At 67.8% G+C, this 18249-nt stretch carries 15 protein-coding genes; 10 read left to right on the top strand and 5 right to left on the bottom strand.

Annotated elements, in window-relative coordinates; genetic code table 11:
* Positions 1–167: 167 nt before the first annotated feature.
* The 5 genes from TSB10P1A_RS12770 to TSB10P1A_RS23895 all read right to left on the bottom strand — a co-directional run bounded on the left by TSB10P1A_RS12770 (position 168) and on the right by TSB10P1A_RS23895 (position 7864).
* Positions 168–1862, bottom strand: a complete 1695-nt coding sequence (locus tag TSB10P1A_RS12770) for a hydantoinase B/oxoprolinase family protein (RefSeq protein WP_186388302.1) — start codon at positions 1860–1862, stop codon at positions 168–170.
* Entirely contained in the window at positions 1859–3970 is a 2112-nt protein-coding gene (locus TSB10P1A_RS12765) for a hydantoinase/oxoprolinase family protein (protein WP_186388491.1), read from the bottom strand. The genes TSB10P1A_RS12770 and TSB10P1A_RS12765 overlap by 4 nt, the downstream gene beginning before the upstream one ends.
* A gap of 64 nt (positions 3971–4034) precedes the next feature.
* The gene (locus TSB10P1A_RS12760; protein WP_244293098.1) at positions 4035–6773 is read right to left on the bottom strand and encodes a molybdopterin cofactor-binding domain-containing protein; all 2739 of its coding nucleotides are present in this window, start codon (positions 6771–6773) and stop codon (positions 4035–4037) included.
* Complete coding sequence (locus TSB10P1A_RS12755; RefSeq protein WP_186388301.1) at positions 6770–7675, bottom strand: xanthine dehydrogenase family protein subunit M; 906 nt, start codon at positions 7673–7675, stop codon at positions 6770–6772. Before TSB10P1A_RS12755 ends, TSB10P1A_RS12760 begins: the two co-directional genes overlap by 4 nt.
* Positions 7676–7735: 60 nt before the next feature.
* Positions 7736–7864, bottom strand: coding sequence for a hypothetical protein (locus TSB10P1A_RS23895; RefSeq protein WP_256376448.1), 129 nt, complete (start codon positions 7862–7864; stop codon positions 7736–7738).
* On the opposite strand from TSB10P1A_RS23895, the gene TSB10P1A_RS12750 reads away from it, so the two are divergent.
* The 10 genes from TSB10P1A_RS12750 to TSB10P1A_RS12705 all read left to right on the top strand — a co-directional run bounded on the left by TSB10P1A_RS12750 (position 7863) and on the right by TSB10P1A_RS12705 (position 18232).
* Positions 7863–8696: a ferredoxin--NADP reductase gene (locus tag TSB10P1A_RS12750; RefSeq protein ID WP_186388300.1), complete on the top strand. Its 834-nt coding sequence runs from the start codon at positions 7863–7865 to the stop codon at positions 8694–8696. The two genes, TSB10P1A_RS23895 and TSB10P1A_RS12750, sit on opposite strands and share 2 nt — an antisense overlap.
* Before the next feature lie 189 nt (positions 8697–8885).
* Positions 8886–10343, top strand: coding sequence for a 6-hydroxynicotinate reductase (locus TSB10P1A_RS12745; protein WP_244293111.1), 1458 nt, complete (start codon positions 8886–8888; stop codon positions 10341–10343).
* A gap of 14 nt (positions 10344–10357) precedes the next feature.
* Positions 10358–11239, top strand: coding sequence for a UPF0280 family protein (locus tag TSB10P1A_RS12740; protein ID WP_186388489.1), 882 nt, complete (start codon positions 10358–10360; stop codon positions 11237–11239).
* Positions 11232–11816 (top strand): amino acid synthesis family protein, encoded by a 585-nt coding sequence (locus TSB10P1A_RS12735; RefSeq protein ID WP_186388298.1) that lies wholly within the window; start codon positions 11232–11234, stop codon positions 11814–11816. Before TSB10P1A_RS12740 ends, TSB10P1A_RS12735 begins: the two co-directional genes overlap by 8 nt.
* Positions 11813–12397, top strand: a complete 585-nt coding sequence (locus TSB10P1A_RS12730) for an amino acid synthesis family protein (protein WP_186388297.1) — start codon at positions 11813–11815, stop codon at positions 12395–12397. Before TSB10P1A_RS12735 ends, TSB10P1A_RS12730 begins: the two co-directional genes overlap by 4 nt.
* A gap of 24 nt (positions 12398–12421) precedes the next feature.
* Positions 12422–13489 carry an aromatic ring-hydroxylating dioxygenase subunit alpha gene (locus TSB10P1A_RS12725; RefSeq protein WP_186388296.1) on the top strand — a complete coding sequence of 356 codons (1068 nt, stop codon included), beginning with the start codon at positions 12422–12424 and terminating at the stop codon, positions 13487–13489.
* Positions 13490–13615: 126 nt separating this feature from the next.
* Positions 13616–14818 (top strand): ABC transporter substrate-binding protein, encoded by a 1203-nt coding sequence (locus TSB10P1A_RS12720; protein WP_186388295.1) that lies wholly within the window; start codon positions 13616–13618, stop codon positions 14816–14818.
* Between the two features lie 87 nt (positions 14819–14905).
* Positions 14906–16768, top strand: a complete 1863-nt coding sequence (locus tag TSB10P1A_RS12715; protein ID WP_186388294.1) for an ABC transporter permease — start codon at positions 14906–14908, stop codon at positions 16766–16768.
* Complete coding sequence (locus TSB10P1A_RS12710; RefSeq protein WP_186388293.1) at positions 16765–17538, top strand: ABC transporter ATP-binding protein; 774 nt, start codon at positions 16765–16767, stop codon at positions 17536–17538. The genes TSB10P1A_RS12715 and TSB10P1A_RS12710 overlap by 4 nt, the downstream gene beginning before the upstream one ends.
* Complete coding sequence (locus TSB10P1A_RS12705) at positions 17531–18232, top strand: ABC transporter ATP-binding protein (protein ID WP_186388292.1); 702 nt, start codon at positions 17531–17533, stop codon at positions 18230–18232. The genes TSB10P1A_RS12710 and TSB10P1A_RS12705 overlap by 8 nt, the downstream gene beginning before the upstream one ends.
* Positions 18233–18249 lie beyond the last annotated feature (17 nt).

The raw sequence follows: 18249 nt of genomic DNA, 5'->3' as shown, positions 1-18249 counted from the left end.
GAAGCACTCCCCCGGAAACGGCAGCACCCGGCACCGCAGACTTTGCTGCGGCGCCGGGCGCCATGGCGCAAGCGTGGTGATCATCATTCCCGGCGGCAGCCCGCCGCCGTTTCGCTGTCCAGCCCGGAGCGGGCATCGCATTTGCGCCATCGCCGGCAAGCGGCGGGTCAAAGTCCCGCGGCCGCCTTTCCGAACAGCGCCGCCGCCTGCGCCGCCGTGTAGCGGCCGAGGCGCACATCCTCGGCGACCAGGGTGGGATCGCGGTCCCGCGGATCGCCGTAGCCGCCCCCGCCGGGGGTTTTCACGCGCACCCGGTCGCCCGGCTCCAGCGGAATGTCCTGCGCCTTGGAAAGATGCTCGGGCACCATCGCCCTGCCGCCCTGCCACACGGTGACGGAGTTGGGTTCGCCATCCCGCCCGCCAAGTGCTCCCTGCGGCCCGAAGCGGCCATGATCCATCACGAAGCTCGCCGTCGCGTGGCCGCGCAGCAGCTCGATTTCGTAATCGAGCCCGAAGCCGCCGCGATGGCGCCCGGCGCCGCCCGAACCCTCGCGCAGGGCATAGCGGTGATACAGCACCGGGAACTGCTGTTCCATGATCTCCACCGGTGGCGCCTTGGAGATGCCGATGGTGGAACAGCCGTTGCTGAGCCCGTCATGGTCGGCGTTTCCGCCATAGCCGCCGCCCGAGATCTGGTACATCACGAAGCCGGCGCCTCGCGCCGGATCAACGCCGCCGAGTGCGAAATTGCCGGAACTGCCGGCCGGTGCCGCCGTCACCCGGTCGGGCAGGGCCTCGACAAGCGCGGCGAAGACCGCCTCGGCGATGCGCTGGCTGACTTCGGCGGCGCAGCCGGAGACGGGGCGCGGATAATGCGCATCGAGGAAGGTGCCGGCGGGACGGACGATGGTCAGCGGTTCGAAGGCGCCGGCCGAGATCGGCACATCCGGAAAGATGTGGCGCATGGCAAGGTAGACGGCCGAATGGGTCGTCGCCAGCACCGAGTTCATCGGCCCGCGGCAGGGCGGCGAGGAGCCCTCGAAGTCGAAGGTCAGCTCGCCGTCCCTCGCCGTGATCGCAAGCCGGATCTCCAGCGGTTCGTTGACGACGCCGTCGCTGTCCACATAGGCGAGCGAGCGGTAGGTGCCGTTCGGGATCAGCGCCACATTGGCCCGCATCTGCGCGGCCGCGCGCCGGCGCAATTCGCCGATCGCTGCGCGCACCACGTCGTCGCCATAGCGGTCGAGAATGCGCGCGAGCCGCGCCTCGCCGACCAGCAGGGCGGCGGCCTGGGCCTTCACGTCGCCGATGCGCTGTTCCGAAACGCGGATATTGGAACAGATGATCGAGTAGATCTCCTGGTCGAGCACACCCTTCTTGAACAGGCGCACCGGGGGAAGCCGCAGCCCCTCCTGCTCAACGGACGTGGCCGAGGCCGAGAAACCGCCCGGCACCGCGCCGCCGGTGTCCGGCCAGTGACCGGTGTTGGAGAGCCAGCAGAAGATCTCGCCGTCGCGGTAGAAGGGCATGGCGAAGCGCACGTCCATCAGGTGCGTGCCGCCGAGATAGGGGTCGTTGACGATGTAGATGTCGCCGGGCTCCGGGGCGGGCACGCGTCCGTCGCGGATCATCTCGATCAAGGTGCGGGTGGAGTACTGCATGGTACCGACAAAGACCGGCAGTCCGCCTGCTCCTTGCGCGATGAGCGAGCCGTCCTCGGCGGAGTAGATGCCGTCGGAGCGGTCGTTCGCCTCGGCGATCACCGGCGAGAAGGCAGCGCGCGAGAAGGTGAGGTCCATCTCGTCGCAAACCTGCTGCAGGCCCGACTGGATGACGCTCAGCGTGATCGGATCGATGCTCATGCGCCTGCTCCGCCGGTGTTGCCAAGGGTGATGATGATGTTGCCGTCCCGGTCCTGGACCGCGTCGTCGCCCGGCTCGATGACGATGGTGGTGTCCATCTGTTCGACGATGGCCGGTCCGACGATCCGCGCCGACAGCGGCAGGTGGTCGCGCCAGTAGACCGGCGTCTCGCGCCAGCCGTCGAACCAGACGGGGCGTGTGGCGGTCCGCGCCGCATCGAGCGTCTCCCTGCGCCCGGCCGGATCGATCAGCAGGGCAAGGTCGATGCCGGGGCGTCGGCCGATCACAGAGGTGTTGACGTTGACGAGGCTCGCTTTGATCTCGGGAAGGTCGACACGGAAACGGTGGAAATAGGCCGCCTCGAACAACTCCTGCAACTCCCCGACCGAGGGCGCCGGGCCGGGAAGCGGCACCCGCAGCAGATGGGTCTGGCCGATGAACTGCATGTCGACGGAGAAGATCTCCTTCAATTCCTCGATCGGCACGTTCTCCTTTTCCACGAGTGCCCGCCCCTCCTGGCGCTGCTGGGCAAAAAGGGCATGCACCTGGGCGATGTCGAGGGCGGCAAGCGGCCGGTTGACCGTGTTGACGAAGTCGTGGCGCAGATCGGCGACGACGCACCCGAGCGCGTTGGTGATGCCCGGACGCGAGGGAACGAGGACGCGCGGCACGCCGAGTTCGCGGGCGATGGCCGTCGCGTGAAGGGGACCGGCGCCGCCGAAGGCGAAGAGCGCGTAGTCGCGCGGGTCCTCGCCAAGGCTGATCGAGACCATGCGCACGGCCTCGGCCATGCGGGTGTTGGCGATGCGCAGGACGGCGGAGGCCGCCTCCTCGGGGGTGACGCCCAGCGGCGCGCCGAGTTTTTCAGCGAAGATCGTGATGAGATCTTCCCGCGAGATACCATTCGAGACGGAGTTGAGCTTGTCCGGGTTCATCCGCCCCAGCAGCAGGTTGGCGTCGGAGATGGTGGGCTCCGTGCCGCCGCGCCCATAGCAGATGGGCCCGGGGACCGAGCCGGCACTGTCCGGTCCCACCTGGAGCAGGCCCGCCCGGGTGATGCGGGCGATCGAGCCGCCGCCGGCACCTACCGTGCGCACGTCCACCATGGGAACGTGAATCGGCATGGCGTATTCGATCTCGATCTCGTTGGAAACGGCCGGTTCCGCGTCGCGGATCAGCGCCACGTCGGTGGAGGTGCCGCCCATGTCGTAGGTGAGAAGGTTGGGGATGCCGGCGCGCCGGCCGGTATAGGCGGCCGCCATGACGCCCGAGGCCGGGCCGGACATCACCGTCTTCGCCGCCTCGACGGCGACGCGGCGGGCGGAGACCATGCCGCCATTGCCGTTCATGACGAGAACGTCGTGGCGGTAGCCGTCACGGGCAAGCTCGTCGGCGAGCCGCTCGACATAGCGGCGCAGCAGCGGTTGCACCGAGGCGTTGATCGCCGCCGTCACCCCGCGCTCGAACTCGCGGCTTTCCGACAGCAGCGCATGGCCCAGCGTCACGTTCTCATTCGGCCAGACCTTCCGGGCGATCTCGCCGGCCCGCAATTCATGCGCCGGATTGGCGTAGGAATGCAGGAAGTGGATAACAAGCGCCTCGCAGCCCTTGTCGAGCAACTCCCGCATCGCCGCCTCCAGTGCCGCCTCGTCGAGGGCGACCCGGACACTGCCGTCCGCTTGCAGGCGTTCAGGTACCTCCAGGCGCAGGTCGCGCGGGATGATCGGACGAAACTCGCCCTTCATGCCATAGGCCTGGGGCCGCGTGCGCCGGCCGAGTTCCAGCACGTCGCGGAATCCTTGCGTGGTAATGAGGCCTGTGCGGCAGAGATTGCGTTCCAGTACCGCATTGGTCGTCGTCGTCGTGCCATGCACGATGAGGTCGATCGCGGCGAGATCCGCGTCCACCAGCTCCAGCGTCTTGCGCACGCCGAAGGCTTGGTTGTCGAGCGTGGTCGGCGTCTTGGCGAGGCGGACCCTGCCTTGGGCGGAATCGAAAAGCACGAGGTCGGTAAAGGTGCCGCCGACATCGATGCCGGCGACGAGCGCCGTGCGTCCCGCCGTGGCGGTCTTTTCTGGTGTCGGGGTGTCGGCGATCGATGGGATCATGGTCATGGACGCTTCCTGGGTGTCGACATCGTGCGGCGAAGGGGGGACGTGGAAGCAGATCGCCTCAGGCCCGTAGGGCGCGGATCGCGGCGAGCACCTTGTCGGGCGTCGCCGGCAGGTCGGTGATCCTCGCTCCGCAGGCATCGGCAATGGCGTTCAGGATCGCCGGCGCGGTCGGGATCAGGCAGTGCTCGCCGAGCCCCTTGGCTCCGTAGGGTCCGTGCATGTCGCCCGTCTCGATGATCAGCGTTTCGATCGGCGGCACGTCGCCGATGGTCGGAATGAGATAGTCGTGCAGGTTTTCCGTTCGGCCGGGCAGGAATTCCTCCATCAGCGCCAGACCGATGCCTTGGGCGACACCGCCCTGGACCTGCCCTTCCACCAGCAGCGGGTTGATCGCCTTGCCGACATCGTGAGCGGCGGTGATCCGGAGCAGCCGCACGGTGCCGAGCCGCATGTCGACCTCGAGTTCGGCGATCTGCGCCGCCGTGCCGAAGACCGCGTAGGGCACGCCCTGTCCGTTTTCGTCCAGCGGCGAGGTCGGCGGGTCGTAGGTCTCGACCGCCTCGATCACATAGGCCGTGCTGTCTGGAGTCAACTCGGCAAGGGCGATGACGCGCTGGCCGTCCGCATCGCACAGCCGGATCTCGCCGTCCGAGATCACGATTCGCGCGGTGTCCGACACGTTGCCGAGACGCAGAAGGCGGGCGCGCAGTGCCTCGCCGCACAGCCTTGCGGCATTGCCGGTGACGAAGGTCTGGCGGCTGGCCGAGGTCTTGCCCGCATCCGGGGTCACGTCGGTATCCGGTCCGACGATCGTCACCGTCTCGACCGGCACGCCGAGCGCAGTGGCGAAGATCTGGGCAATGACCGTGTTCGAGCCCTGGCCGATGTCGGTCGCGCCCTGATGCAGCATCACCCGCCCCTCGCCGGTAAGACCGGCGCGGATCGTCGACGGATTGCTCATCGAGGTGTTGCCGCAGCCGTACCAGCCGCCGGCGATGCCGACGCCGCGGCGGATGTGTCCGCCCCCGGCATTGGCCGCTTGGGCTTCGGCGAGCGCCCGCTCCCAGCGCGGCTTCAGCGCGTCGAAACAGTCGATGATGCCCATGCCGCGCTCGAAGACCTGGCCGGTAACGGTCGCATCGCCGTTGGCGAGCGCGTTGCGGCGACGGAAGTCCAGCCGGTCGATGCCGAGCCGGTTGGCAAGTTCATCGTAAAGTGGCTCCTGGGCGAGCGCCGACTGCGGCACGCCGAAGCCGCGAAAGGCGCCGGCGGGGGCGGTGTTGGTGTGGATGCCGGCGCTGCGGGCGACATAGTTCGGCGTCCTGTAGGGACCGGAGGCGTGGATCGGCACGCGATTGGCCACCGTCGGGCCCCAGCTCGCATAGGCGCCGGTGTTGAACGTGCCGTCGAACTCGGCGGCGACGATGCGCCCCTCAGTATCGGCGCCGATGCGCATGCGGATCTCGGACGGGTGGCGCTTGGTCGAGGTCGCGATCGACTCGACGCGCGAATAGGTGACGCGCACCGGGCGGTTCAGCATCCAGGCGGCCAGCGCCACATAGGGCTGGCTGGTCAGATCGAGCTTGGAGCCGAAGCCGCCGCCGGTCGCCGTCGGCACGACGCGCACCGCCTCCTTCGGCAGCCCGAGAAGCCGGGCGATACTGTCCCGGTTCATCACCGGCGCCTGGGTGCAGCACTGGATTTCGATCCGATCTCCGACGCGCCGGGCGACCGCGGCTTCGGGCTCGATATAGCCGTGCTCGATGAAGCCAGTGGAGAACCGGCCCTCGGCCACCACCGCCGCGCGCTCCAGCGCGGCCTCCGGTTCCCCGCGCCGGACGAAACCCCGGCACATGACATTGCCCTCGCGCCCCTCGTGCAGGTCCGCGATGGTGCCGGCGTCGGACGGCACCAGGGCGGCCGGCAGGTCCTCGTAGGCGACGGGGAAGTCGGAAAGGTCGAGCGCATTGACGAGATCGGCGGGGGCGCCGACGACCGCCGCGACCGCCTCGCCCCGGAAGCGGATCTCGCCTTGCGCGAACATGGGCTGGTCCTCGAAGCCCGGTATCACGCCGAAACGGTTCTCGCCGGGCACGTCGGCGGCCGACAGCACCAGGGCGAGCCCGCGTTCGGCGCCCCAGGCACGGGTGTCGCCAAGGGTGAAGCGGGCGCGGTGATGGGGACTTCTGACGAGACGCAGGACGAGCGCGTCGGCGGGCGCTACGTCGTCGGCGAAAAGCTCGGCGCCGGTGACTTTCGGCCAGCCGTCGACGCGGGCCATGGCGGTGCCCACGCCGCCGGGGGCGGGCATGCCGGTGCCGCGGGCGTCGAGCACCGCGTCGATGATCTTGCGATAGCCGGTACAGCGGCACAGGACACCGCCAAGCGCGTCGCGCACCGCCTCCTCGGAGGGCTCGGCCTGCGCGCGCAGCAGGGCGAGCGCCGACACCATCATGCCGGGGGTACAGATGCCGCACTGGGCGGCCTGGTGGCGCTGGAAGGCGTGGGCGAGCGCCTCGGCCTGCGGATCGGATGTGACGAGGCCGGCAAGCGTCTCGACATGGGCCCCTTCCACCTGGCCGAGTGCCGTCGTGCAGGCGCAGACCGGCCTGCCGTCGACCAGCACGGTGCAGGCGCCGCAGTCGCCGGCATCGCAGCCGACCTTGACGTCACGCGCCCCGGCCCGTTCCCGAAGGGCAAGCGACAGGCGCTCGACCGGATCGGCGTCAATGCGGGCGAGCTGCCCGTTGAGCACGAGGGAGACCCCGGTGGCGTTCCCGGTCTGCATCGGCATCATCTCTGTGCTCCCTGGTCGATGGCCGCCATCACGGTACGGACAACCAGCTCGCGCGCCGCGTCGCGGCGATAGTCGGCGCTGGCGCGGACGTCGTCGATCGGCGAAAGCTCGGCGAGCGCGGCCTCCGCCACCGCCGCGCGGACCGCCGTCCCGGAGGCCTCAGCGCCGCGAAGGGCGGCCTCCACGCCGGCCAGGCGGCGCGCCACCGCAGAGCAGGCTCCGACGGCGACCCGTGCCTCGCCGATCCGTCCCGTGCCGTCGAGCGCCACGGCGGCGGCGACCATGGCGATGGATATGACCAGATAGCGGCGGGCACCGAGTTTCAGGAAATGGGTCCGAACCGGGCTATGGGCCGGGCTCCAGTCGGGCACTAGGATCGCGGTGACAATCTCGCCGGGGGCGAGCGCCGTCTTGCGGACCCCCAGGATGAAGTCGCCGAGCGGCAGCTCGCGAGGGCCGTTCGGGCCGGCGAGCTCGACACGGGCGTCCAGCGTCAGCAGCGGCGGGACGCCGTCCGCGGCGGGTGAGGCGTTGCAAAGATTTCCGGCGATGGTTCCCGCGTTCTGAATTTGGATCGAGCCGACCTCTCGGGCCGCCAGCCGCAGCCCGTCGAACAGCGGCGGCAAGTCCGCCCGGGCGATCTCCGACCAGGTGGTCATGGCGCCGATGCGCCAGCCGTCCCGTTGCCGCGCAATGCCCCGCAGCGCGGCGATGCGGCCGAGGTCGACGACACGGCCCCGGGGCCGGCGTCCTCCGAGCGCGGGAAAGAAATCCGTCCCGCCCGCCAGCACGCGCGCCTCGCCCCCGGCAAGCAGGGCCAGCGCGTCGCCCACCGTGTTCGGCCTGTGATAGTCCGGCCTGTCGGAATCCGGCCTGTGAGAATCCGGGGTGCGAACCTGCATCGCTGCCTCAGTTCATTTCGTTTGCATACTAACAACGTTAGCGCTCAGTCAAAATTCCTGTCAAGCACTCGGATGCGCCATTCTGACCAAAGTTTGATCATGCATTTTTTCGTTGCGCCAGCCGACATTTTTCGTTTGCATACGAACGATAAACGTCGTCATCCCCGCCGCAAGGAGCGCCCAGATCATGACGGAGACACTCGCGAACGACCGCCCGATCCTGGCGGGAGAGCCTTCTTCCTTTGCCGTGCCGGCCGGTTGCCACGCCCTTGCCGTGCGCGAGGTGCAGCACTACACGGACACGCTGTTCCGCTTCCGCATCGCCCGTCCGCCGGAGTTCCGGTTCCGCTCGGGCGAATTCGTGATGATCGGCCTGCCGAATGCCGAGAAGCCCGTGTTTCGCGCCTATTCCGTGGCGAGCCCGGCCTGGGACGAGGAACTGGAATTCTATTCGATCAAGGTGCCGGACGGACCGCTGACCCAGCATCTGCAGAAGATCCGTCCCGGCGACACGGTGCTGATGCGCAAGAAGGCGACCGGCACGCTGGTCAACGACGCGCTGCTGCCCGGCAAGCGGCTGTGGATGTTCTCCACCGGCACGGGTATCGCCCCCTTCGCCAGCCTCGTCCGCGACCCGGAAACCTATGACAAGTTCGAGGCCATCCATCTCGTCCATGGCTGTCGGACCGCCTCGGAGCTGAAATACGGCGAGGATCTCGTCGCGGCGCTGCGGTCCGATCCGCTGATCGGGGAACTCGTCGAGGGGCGTCTCCACCACTACACGACCGTCACCCGCGAACCCTTTCCCCGTCAGGGCCGGGTCACCGATCTGATCGCCTCGGGAAGGCTCTTCGACGATCTCGGCGTGCCGCGCATGGGACCGGCCGAGGATCGCGCCATGATCTGCGGCTCCATGGCCATGCTCAAGGACACCAAGGAACTGTGCCTTGGCCATGGGCTGGAGGAGGGGGCGAACAACAAGCCAGCTCAGTTCGTGGTCGAGCGTGCCTTCGTCGACTGACCCGATCTGCCGCGACACGCGGCAGAGCTGCTCGATAAATCAGCGCGGAAGGCGCGCAAAGCCGATTGACACCAAAACCCCATACATGTTTGCATACTAACGAAGCGAGCATGGGTGCCAGCAGGAGTCACGACGTTGACTGCAGCCGATGGAAAGCCTGCGAAGATCAGGTGCGATGCCTGCCCGGTGATGTGCTACATCGCCGATGGCCGCTCCGGCGCATGCGATCGATACGCCAATGACGGCGGCCAGCTCGTCCGTCTCGATCCGCTCACGATCCTGCGGCAGCGCGCCGAAAGCGGCGGCGAGGTCGTTCCCTTCCTCGACAAGGAATGGGATGGCGACATCCTCCCCTCCGAGGGCGGCTTCGTCACCGCGATCGGCGCAGGAACCACTTATCCCGACTACAAGCCGGCCCCCTTCATCGTCGCCTCGACGGTCGATGGCGTCGACATGGTCACCGTCGTCACGGAGGGCATCTTCAGCTATTGCGGGGTCAAGCTGAAGATCGACACTGACCGGCATCTGGGCGACGAGTGTTCGCCCGTTCGCGCCGATGGCGAGGTGATCGGCCACGTCACCACCTCCGAATACGGCAGCCAGATGCTGTCCCTCGGCGGCGTCCATCACCTGACCGGCGGGTCCAAGAAGGAAGGCCGTGTCACCTGTTCCACCATGCTGGCGCTGTGCAACGGCGAGGCGGTCGAGCTTGCCATCGACGGCGGCGCGGCGCTCAAGGTGCAGGCCGGCCGGCCCCCCGTCATCAACGGCCAGACCGAGGAGCGCATGCGCGTCGGCTGCGGCTCCGCCACGGTCGGCATGTTCGCCGCGCAGTGGAAGGGGCTGGTCGACGAGGTGGTCGTCGTCGACGACCACATCACCGGCGTGATTTCCGAGCATCAGGCGGGCAAGGTCATCGGCTGGGCGCCGACCGGCATCCGCATCAATGGCCGCCGCTCGACGCCGGGCCGCTATTTTCAGGTCGCCGACCCGGGCACCGGCTGGGGCGGCACCGATCTCACCGATCCGCTGGCGATCCTGGGCGCGTTCGACCCGAAGGTGGCGTGGCCGGGCCTGTCCCTCCTGATGGTGTCGACGACCGGCGAGCATGCCGCCTATTTCGAGCTCGACGAAGCGCTCTTGCCCGTCGGCAAGGACATGCCCGCGCGGCTGGCGCCCTCGGTTCGCCGGATCGCCGACAATTGCGAGCCGGCACTGACCTCCGTGTTGTTCATGGCCGGCGCCGGCGGATCGCTGCGCTCCGGCGTCACCGAGCACCCGGTCGGCCTGACCCGGTCCGTACAGGGCGCGCTCACCTATGTGAGCTGCGGCGGCGCGCCGGTCTATGTCTGGCCGGGCGGCGGCATCACCTTCATGGCCGACGTCACGCGCCTGCCGCGGAACGCCTTCGGCTATGTGCCGACACCGGCGCTGGTCGCGCCGATCGAATTCACCATGCGCGCCGAGGACTACCGGGCGCTCGGCGGCCACATGGACTATGTGATGCCCCTGTCGGAGGCCCTTGAAGGCAAGACCGGCCGGCAGAACGACCATATCCTCAAGGGCCGGCGCGGGGTGCAGCCCTCTTCCGGCAATCCCTGGCCGACAGGTCCCGACAACTTTCCCTGGCGGAGACATTCGGCATGAGTGCCGCGGCTCGCATGTCCGGCGCGAGCGCGAGGCTTCTGGCCGATGGCCGCCGGCTGCACCTTCAGCACGGGCCGATCGATCTGGTGATCGAGGCGAGCGGCGAGGCCGGCGAGGTGGCGCAGGCCTACCGACAGGCCTGTGCGGCCTTCGGCCCGATTCTCGACGATCTCGTCACCGAACTGCCGCGGTTGCGCGCGCCCGCCGGGCCTCCCCCCGAAGGATCGGTCGCCCGTCGCATGGCCGCCGCCGTCGCCCCGTTCGCCCCGGTCTTCGTCACGCCGATGGCCGCTGTCGCCGGCAGCGTCGCCGACCATGTGCTTGCCGCCCTGGTGGCCGGGCGCGATCTGGACCGCGCCTATGTCAACAATGGCGGCGACATTGCACTTCACCTTGCGCGAGGAACCTTCCGTGTCGGCATCTGCGAGGATCCGGTGACGCGGACGGCGGGTGGCGTGGTCACGCTGGCGCCGGGCGAGGGGATCGGCGGCATCGCCACCAGCGGCTGGCGCGGACGCTCTCACTCGCTCGGCATCGCCGACGCGGTGACCGTTCTGGCCGAAACGGCGGCCCGCGCCGATGCCGCCGCGACCCTGATCGCCAACGCGGTCGATCTTCCCGGTTCGCCCCGGGTGACCCGCGTGCCGGCCCGCGACCTTGCTCCCGACAGCGACCTCGGCCTGCGCCCGGTCACCGTCGGGGTGGCGCCGCTGTCGCCGCCGGAGATCGGCCGGGCTCTTGCGCGCGGCGAAGCGGTCGCCCGCGCCCATATGCGGTCGGGGCTGATCCGGGGCGCCTTCCTCGCGCTGGCCGGCGAGCGGCTGACCGTGTCCGGCGGTTCCGCCGCCGGGGCGCCCCTTTCGTTCGATTCCTGGAGGACCAAAGCCTGTGCCTGAGCCGATCCTGCGCAAGAGCGCCATCATCGTCGAGGAAATCCATCATGAAGGTGGCCCGGTCGCATCCGCGCCGCTGAAGCGCGCCGCCGCACTGAGCGTCATCCAGAACCCGTACGCGGGTCGGTATGTCGAGGAGATCACCTCCTTCATGGACGACCTCAAGCCGCTCGGCCTGAAAATGGCGAGGGACCTCATCGACGCGCTCGGCGGCGATCCGTCCGTGGTCGAGGGTTATGGCAAGGGCGCCATCATCGGCGCGGCCGGCGAGTTGGAACATGGCGCCCTCTGGCACGCACCGGGGGGTTATTCCATGCGCGAGGTGCTGCCCGCCTCCATGGCGATCGTGCCGTCGACCAAGAAGATCGGCGGGCCGGGCACACGGCTTGATGTACCGATCACCCATACCAACGCCTCCTATGTGCGCTCGCATTTCGACGCGATGGAGGTCGGCCTCAACGATTCCCCACGTGCCGACGAGATGCTGCTCGTTCTGGTCATGACCACGGGGCCGCGCATCCACAACCGCGCGGGCGGTCTGAAAGCGTCCGAGGTCGTCGGCAAGGACGGGCTGAGATGAGCCTTGCGATCCGCAAGATCGTCACCCGCGTGGAGGACACCTGGCTCGAGATGGGCCAGGCGGTGACGCCGCCGGCCCGTCGGGCCGCCGCGGTGGCGATCATCGGCAACCCCTGCGCCGGACGGTTTCACGCGGATCTCGCCGCGCTGGTCGCCCTGTCCGAGGAGATCGGCGAGTTGCTGACGCGCCGCGCGCTTGCCGCGCTCGCCGTCGAGGCTCCGGCGATCCAGAGCTTCGGCAAGGCGGCGATGATCGGCGAGAACGGCGAGCTGGAACACGCCGCCGCCCTGCTGCATCCGCGCCTCGGCGCGCCGATGCGCGCGGTGCTCGGCGGCGGCAAGGCGCTCGTTCCCTCGGCGAAGAAGATGGGCGGGCCGGGCCAGTCGATCGACGTGCCGCTCGGCCACAAGGACGCGGCCTATGTGCGCTCCCATTTCGACGCCATGGAGGTTCGCCTCGCCGATGGCCCGCGGGCGGACGAGGCGCTGGTTGCCATTGCACTTTCGACGGGCGGACGGCCCGGTGCCCGTGTCGGCGGGCTCACCCACCAGGAGATCAGGGGCGACGACGGCTTGAGATAGCGTGTGTCAGAGGGGAAAACAGCCATGGAATTCGTGCGGAACGCCTGGTACGTCGCCGCCTGGTCGTCGGAAATCGACGGGCAGCTTCGACGCTTCACGATCCTTGACGAGCACATCGTTCTCTTCCGCAAGTCGGACGGGACGGTGGCGGCGCTGGAGGACCGCTGTCCGCACCGCCTGCTGCCGCTGTCGCTCGGCAAGCGGATCGGCGACACGGTGCAGTGCGGCTATCACGGCATGACCTTCGATGCCTCGGGCGCCTGCGTGCGCATTCCCGGCCAGTCGAACCTGCCGGCCTCGGCCTATGTGGTCAGCTACCCGATCGTCGAGCGCCATGACATCGTCTGGATCTGGATGGGAGACCCGGAAAAAGCCGATCCCGACGAGGTCTTCGACATGCCGGAATTCTCCGATCCGGCCTGGGCGGCACATCAGGGCGATGCGCTGCACCTGAAGGCCAATTACCTGAACGTGGCGGAAAACCTGGTCGACCCCGCCCATGTCAGCTTCGTGCACCCGACGACGCTCGGCAACTCTGCGTCCGAGAACGTGCCGGTTCACGTTTCGACCGAAGGCAAGGCGATCGTCGCCTGGCGCTGGATCCGCGACAGCGAGCCGGTCGGCTTCTTCAAGGTCTTCGGCGGGTTCACGGAGAATGTCGACCGCTGGCACTACTACCATCTGCATACGCCGAGCACGGCGGTGATCGACTTCGGCAGCGCGCCGACGCGCGCCTGTATCGGCGAGGATGAGCGCGACAAGGGCGTGCGCGTCTTCGCGCTGCATTTCATCACACCCGTCAGCGCCAACTACACGATCGACCGCTGGATGCACCTGCGCAACACCGCGCTGGACGACGAGGACGCGGCCGCGACGATGGACGCCCTGCTGCGGAAAGCCTTCCAGGAAGACAAGCAGATCCTGGAGGCGATCCAGGACGAGGAGGACCGGCCGCGGAAGCGGCGCCCGATCCGGATCGCGATAGACAAGGGGCCGATGGTCTACCGCAAGCGCATTTCCGAGCTGATCGAGAAGGAGCGTACGCAGGACATCGCCTCGCACCCGACCCCCGCTTACGTCTACCACGACTGACGGCGGCGGCACCCCGCCTGGCGCGTCCGCGCGCCCGGCCCCCCGGAAGAGCCAGACAAAGACAACCACAAGGCCAGAAAGACGAACGGTCGAAGACCGTCGCGCACCAACCAGAGTGAGGGACAGATGAAGAGCTTGAAAACATGGACGGCGGCAGCCGTCGCACTTCTCTCGGCGAGCACGGCGGCGCTTGCCGCCGATGCGATCAAGATCGGCGAGATCAACCACTACAAGCGCATGGCGGCCTTTGCCGAACCCTACAAGAAAGGCATCGAGCTGGCGCTCAAGGAGGTCAACGCCGCCGGCGGCGTTCTCGGCAGGCCGCTCGAATTCATCTTCCGCGATGATGACGGCAAGCCCGGCGACGCGGTGAAGATCGCCGAAGAACTGATGACGCGCGACGGCGTGGTGATGCTGACCGGCACGATCCTGTCGAATGTCGGCCTCGCGATCTCCTCCTATGCCGGCGAGAAGGGCTACATCTATCTCGCCTCCGAGCCGCTGGCGGACGATCTCGTCTGGAAGTCGGGCAATCCCTACACCTTCCGCCTTCGCACCTCGACCTATGTGCAGGCCGCGATACTGGCCGAGCAGGCCGCGAAGACGGACGCGATCCGCTATGCGACCATCGCCCCGAACTATGCCTACGGAACGGCGGCCGTCGCCGCTTTCAAGGAGAGCCTGACGCGGCTGAAGCCCGAGGTCGAGTTTGTCACCGAACAGTGGCCCGCCCTGTTCAAGATCGATGCCGGCGCCGAGGTGCAGGCGCTGGAGGCCTCCAAGCCCGATGCCATCTACAACGTCACCTTCGGGACCGATCTGCAGAAGTTCGTCCGCGAGGGCACGACACGTGGCCTGTTCGAGGGACGCACGGTCTACGGCCTGCTGACCGGCGAGCCGGAATATCTGGAGCCGCTCGGTGCTGAGGCGCCGGAAGGCTGGATCGTGACCGGCTATCCCTGGTACGGCTTCACCAGCGGCCCGGAAAAGGTCTTCGTCGACAGCTATATGGCTGCCTTCCCCGGCGAAACGCCGAAGATCGGCAGCATCGTCGGCTACATGACGGTGCAGTCCATCGCCGCCCTGATCGAGAAAGCCGGTTCGACGGAGACGCCGGCGCTGCTGGAGGCGTTCAAGGATCTCACCCTCGACACGCCGATGGGCGAGGTTACCTATCGCGCGCTCGACCACCAGTCGACGATGGGCGCCTATCTCGGCGTCACCGCCGTGCAGGATGGCCAGGGCGTGATGGTCGACTGGTCGTTCAAGGACCCGACCCCCTACATGCCGAGCGAAGACGAGATCCGGGCGATGCGACCGGCCAAGTAGGCTTCGCCACGACCGCACCCGAGACCGGCCCGCCGCTCCCGTTGCGGCGGGCAACGCCCCCTCCTTATCGTCGGTAGAAAGAACGCCATGGGTCTCTTTGTGGCACAGATCCTCACAGGACTTGCGAATGCGGCAGCGCTCTTCCTGGTCGCCTCCGGTCTGTCGCTGATCTTCGGCGTGACGCGCATCGTTAATTTTGCGCATGGATCGCTCTACATGCTCGGCGCCTATGTCGGCGTCACGCTCATGGCCGCGTTGCCGGGGCATTTCGGTTTCTGGGGCTCGATCCTGCTGTCGGGCCTGATCGTCGGCCTGATCGGCGTGGTCATCGAGATCTGTGTTCTGCGACCCGTCTACCGGGCGCCGGAGCTGTTTCAGCTTGTCGCCACCTTTGGCGTGATCCTCGTCATCCAGGATCTCGCGCTGATGGTCTGGGGGGCGGAGGACAGGCTCGGTCCGCGGGCCCCCGGCCTGACCTCGGTCGTGCGCATCCTCGGCGAGCCGGTGCCGCAATACGATCTGGCGCTGATCGCCATCACCCCCTTCATCCTGTTCGCGTTGTGGTGGCTGATCACCAGGACGCGGATCGGCATCCTGGTGCGGGCGGCGACACAGGACCGCGAGATGGTCGGCGCGCTCGGCGTCAATCAGGCGTGGCTGTTCACCGGCGTGTTCTTCCTCGGCTCGGCGCTGGCCGGTCTGGGCGGCGCGATCCAACTGCCCAAGGGCGGCGCCGACCTGCTGATGGATCTCAACATCATCTCGGCGGTGTTCGTCGTCGTGGTGATCGGCGGCATGGGCTCGGTCACCGGCGCCTTCCTCGCTTCCGTGCTGATCTCGGTGCTCAACGTGTTCGGCGTCGCTTATCTGCCGCAGAGCACGCTGGTGCTGATGTATGTGGTGATGGCCATCGTGCTGCTGATCCGGCCCTATGGCCTGTTCGGGCGCGAGGAGAAGGCGGGCGAGCACGGTCAGGTCGGAGAGCCGGATCGCCCGGTGCGGCCCTTCGGCACGCTGGGCCGCGCCCTGACGGGTCTGCTGCTGCTGGCCCTGGCGCTGCTGCCGGTGTTCGGCTCGAGCTTCTCCCAGGTCCTCGTCATCGACATCCTGATCTTCTGCCTGTTTGCCGCCTCGCTGCAGTTCATCCTCAGCACGGGCGGTCTCGTCAGCTTCGGCCATGCGGTGTTCTACGGGGCGGGCGCCTATGTCGCGGCGCTGCTCATCACTTATGCCGATACGCCGATGGAGGTCGCCTTCCTGCTGGCGCCGATCTCCGCCGGTCTGATCGCGCTGGTCGTCGGCTGGTTCTGCATCCGCCTCAGCGGCGTCTATTTCGCCATGCTCACCCTCGCCTTCAGTCAGCTCGGCTGGTCTCTGGTCTTCCAGTGGAACGAGGTCACGGGCGGCGACGACGGCCTTGTCAACATCTGGCCGTCCGCCTGGCTTTCCGGCACGACGTCCTACTACTACTTCACCCTGGTGTTCGTGACGGCGGGCATCCTGTTCCTGCGCCATGTGGTCCACTCGCCGTTCGGCTATGCCTTGCGGGCGACGCGGGACAGTGCCCGCCAGGCGGAGGCGACCGGCATCGACGTGCGCCGGGTGCAATGGATCGGCTTCGCGCTGGCCGGCGCCATCGCCGGCGTCGCGGGTGCGCTGTTCGTGTTCTCGAAGGGCTCCGTCTTTCCGAACGAGATGCAGATCTCCAAGAGTTTCGACGCCCTCATCGTCGTCTTCCTCGGCGGCGTGAAGACGCTTTCGGGGGGCGTGGTCGGCGCCACCTTCCTCGAAGGGGTCAAGGACTGGCTCATCCGTCTCGAATACTGGCGGCTGATCATGGGGCTCCTGATCATCTGCGTCGTCATCATCGCACCGGACGGCATCGTCGGTACGCTGCGCAAGGTTGCCGACCGCATCGGCCTCGGCCGGCAAGAGGAGGCCTCGAGATGACCGCCGTTCTGAAGGTGGAGAACCTTGCCAAGCATTTCGGAGGCATCAAGGCCGTCAATGGCGTCAGCTTCGAGGTCGCGCCGGGCGAACTGAAGGCCCTGATCGGTCCCAACGGCGCCGGCAAGTCCACCTGCTTCAACATGCTGATGGGCCAGCTCAAGCCGACCTCCGGCCGGGTTCTGTTCGATGGTCGCGACATCACCGGGCGGCCACCCCGCGAGATCTGGCGCCTGGGGGTCGGCCGCACGTTCCAGATCACCGGCACCTACCAGAGCATGACCGTGGCCGAGAACGTGCAGATGGCGCTGATCTCCCATCACCGCCGGCTGTTCGCGATGCTGCCGCGCGCCCACAGGCTCTATCGCGAGGAGGCGATGGCGCTGCTGGAGACCGTGGGCATGGCGGATCAGGCGGACCGCGCCTGCGCCATTCTGGCCTATGGCGACCTCAAGCGCCTGGAACTGGCGATTGCGCTCGCCCACGGGCCGCGCCTGCTGCTGATGGACGAGCCGACGGCGGGCATGGCTCCCCGCGAAAGGATCAGGTTGATGCAGCTCACGGCCGATATCGTGCGCGAGCGCGGCGTCAGCGTGCTGTTCACGGAGCATGACATGGACGTCGTCTTCGCCCATTCCCACCACATCATGGTGCTGAACCGGGGCGAGTTGATCGCCGAGGGGTCGGCGGCGGAGGTGCGCGCGAATGCGCGCGTGCAGGAGGTCTATCTCGGCGGCGGCACGCTGTTCGCGACGGAGGGCGCCGATGCTTGAGCTGCACGATGTCAACAGCTACTACGGCAAGGCGCATATCCTGAGCGATCTCGGGTTCTCCGTGGGCCGGGGTCAGGTCGTTGCCCTGCTCGGGCGCAACGGCGCGGGCAAGACCACGACGATGAAGTCGGTGATGCAGCTCGTGCGGCCGCGCTCCGGTGAGATCCGGTTCGACGGGACCTCGCTGGTCGGTCTGCCTTCGCACAAGGTCGCGCGGCTTGGCCTCGGCTATGTGCCGGAAGAGCGCAGGATCTTCTCGGATCTCACCATCCTGGAGAACCTGGAGGTCGGCCGCCAGCCGCGCCGCCAGGGCGCGCCCAACTGGAAGGTGGAGACCCTGTTTGAGCTGTTCCCCAACCTTTGGGAGCGGCGCCACAATCGCGGCAAGGCCCTGTCCGGCGGCGAACAGCAGATGCTCACCATCGCCCGCACGCTGATGGGCAATCCGAAACTGCTGCTGCTCGACGAGCCCTCGGAGGGCATCGCGCCGGTGATCGTGGAACAGATGGCCCATACCATCGTACGGTTGAAGCAGGAGGGGTTGACGGTCATCATTTCCGAGCAGAACCTTCACTTCGCCCGCATGGTTGCCGACCGTGCCGTCATCATCGAGGGGGGAGAGAAGAAGTTCGATGGGAGTTTCCCCGAACTTGAAGCCCAGCCGGAGATACGGGATGCCTATCTCTCCGTGTGAGGATCGCCGCTCCGCGG

Origin of the sequence: Stappia sp. TSB10P1A (genome assembly GCF_900185725.1) — a bacterium.
Lineage (GTDB): Bacteria > Pseudomonadota > Alphaproteobacteria > Rhizobiales > Stappiaceae > Stappia.
The sequence above is the reverse complement of the archived record's forward strand: the minus strand, read 5'-3'. Positions and strand labels throughout refer to the sequence as shown.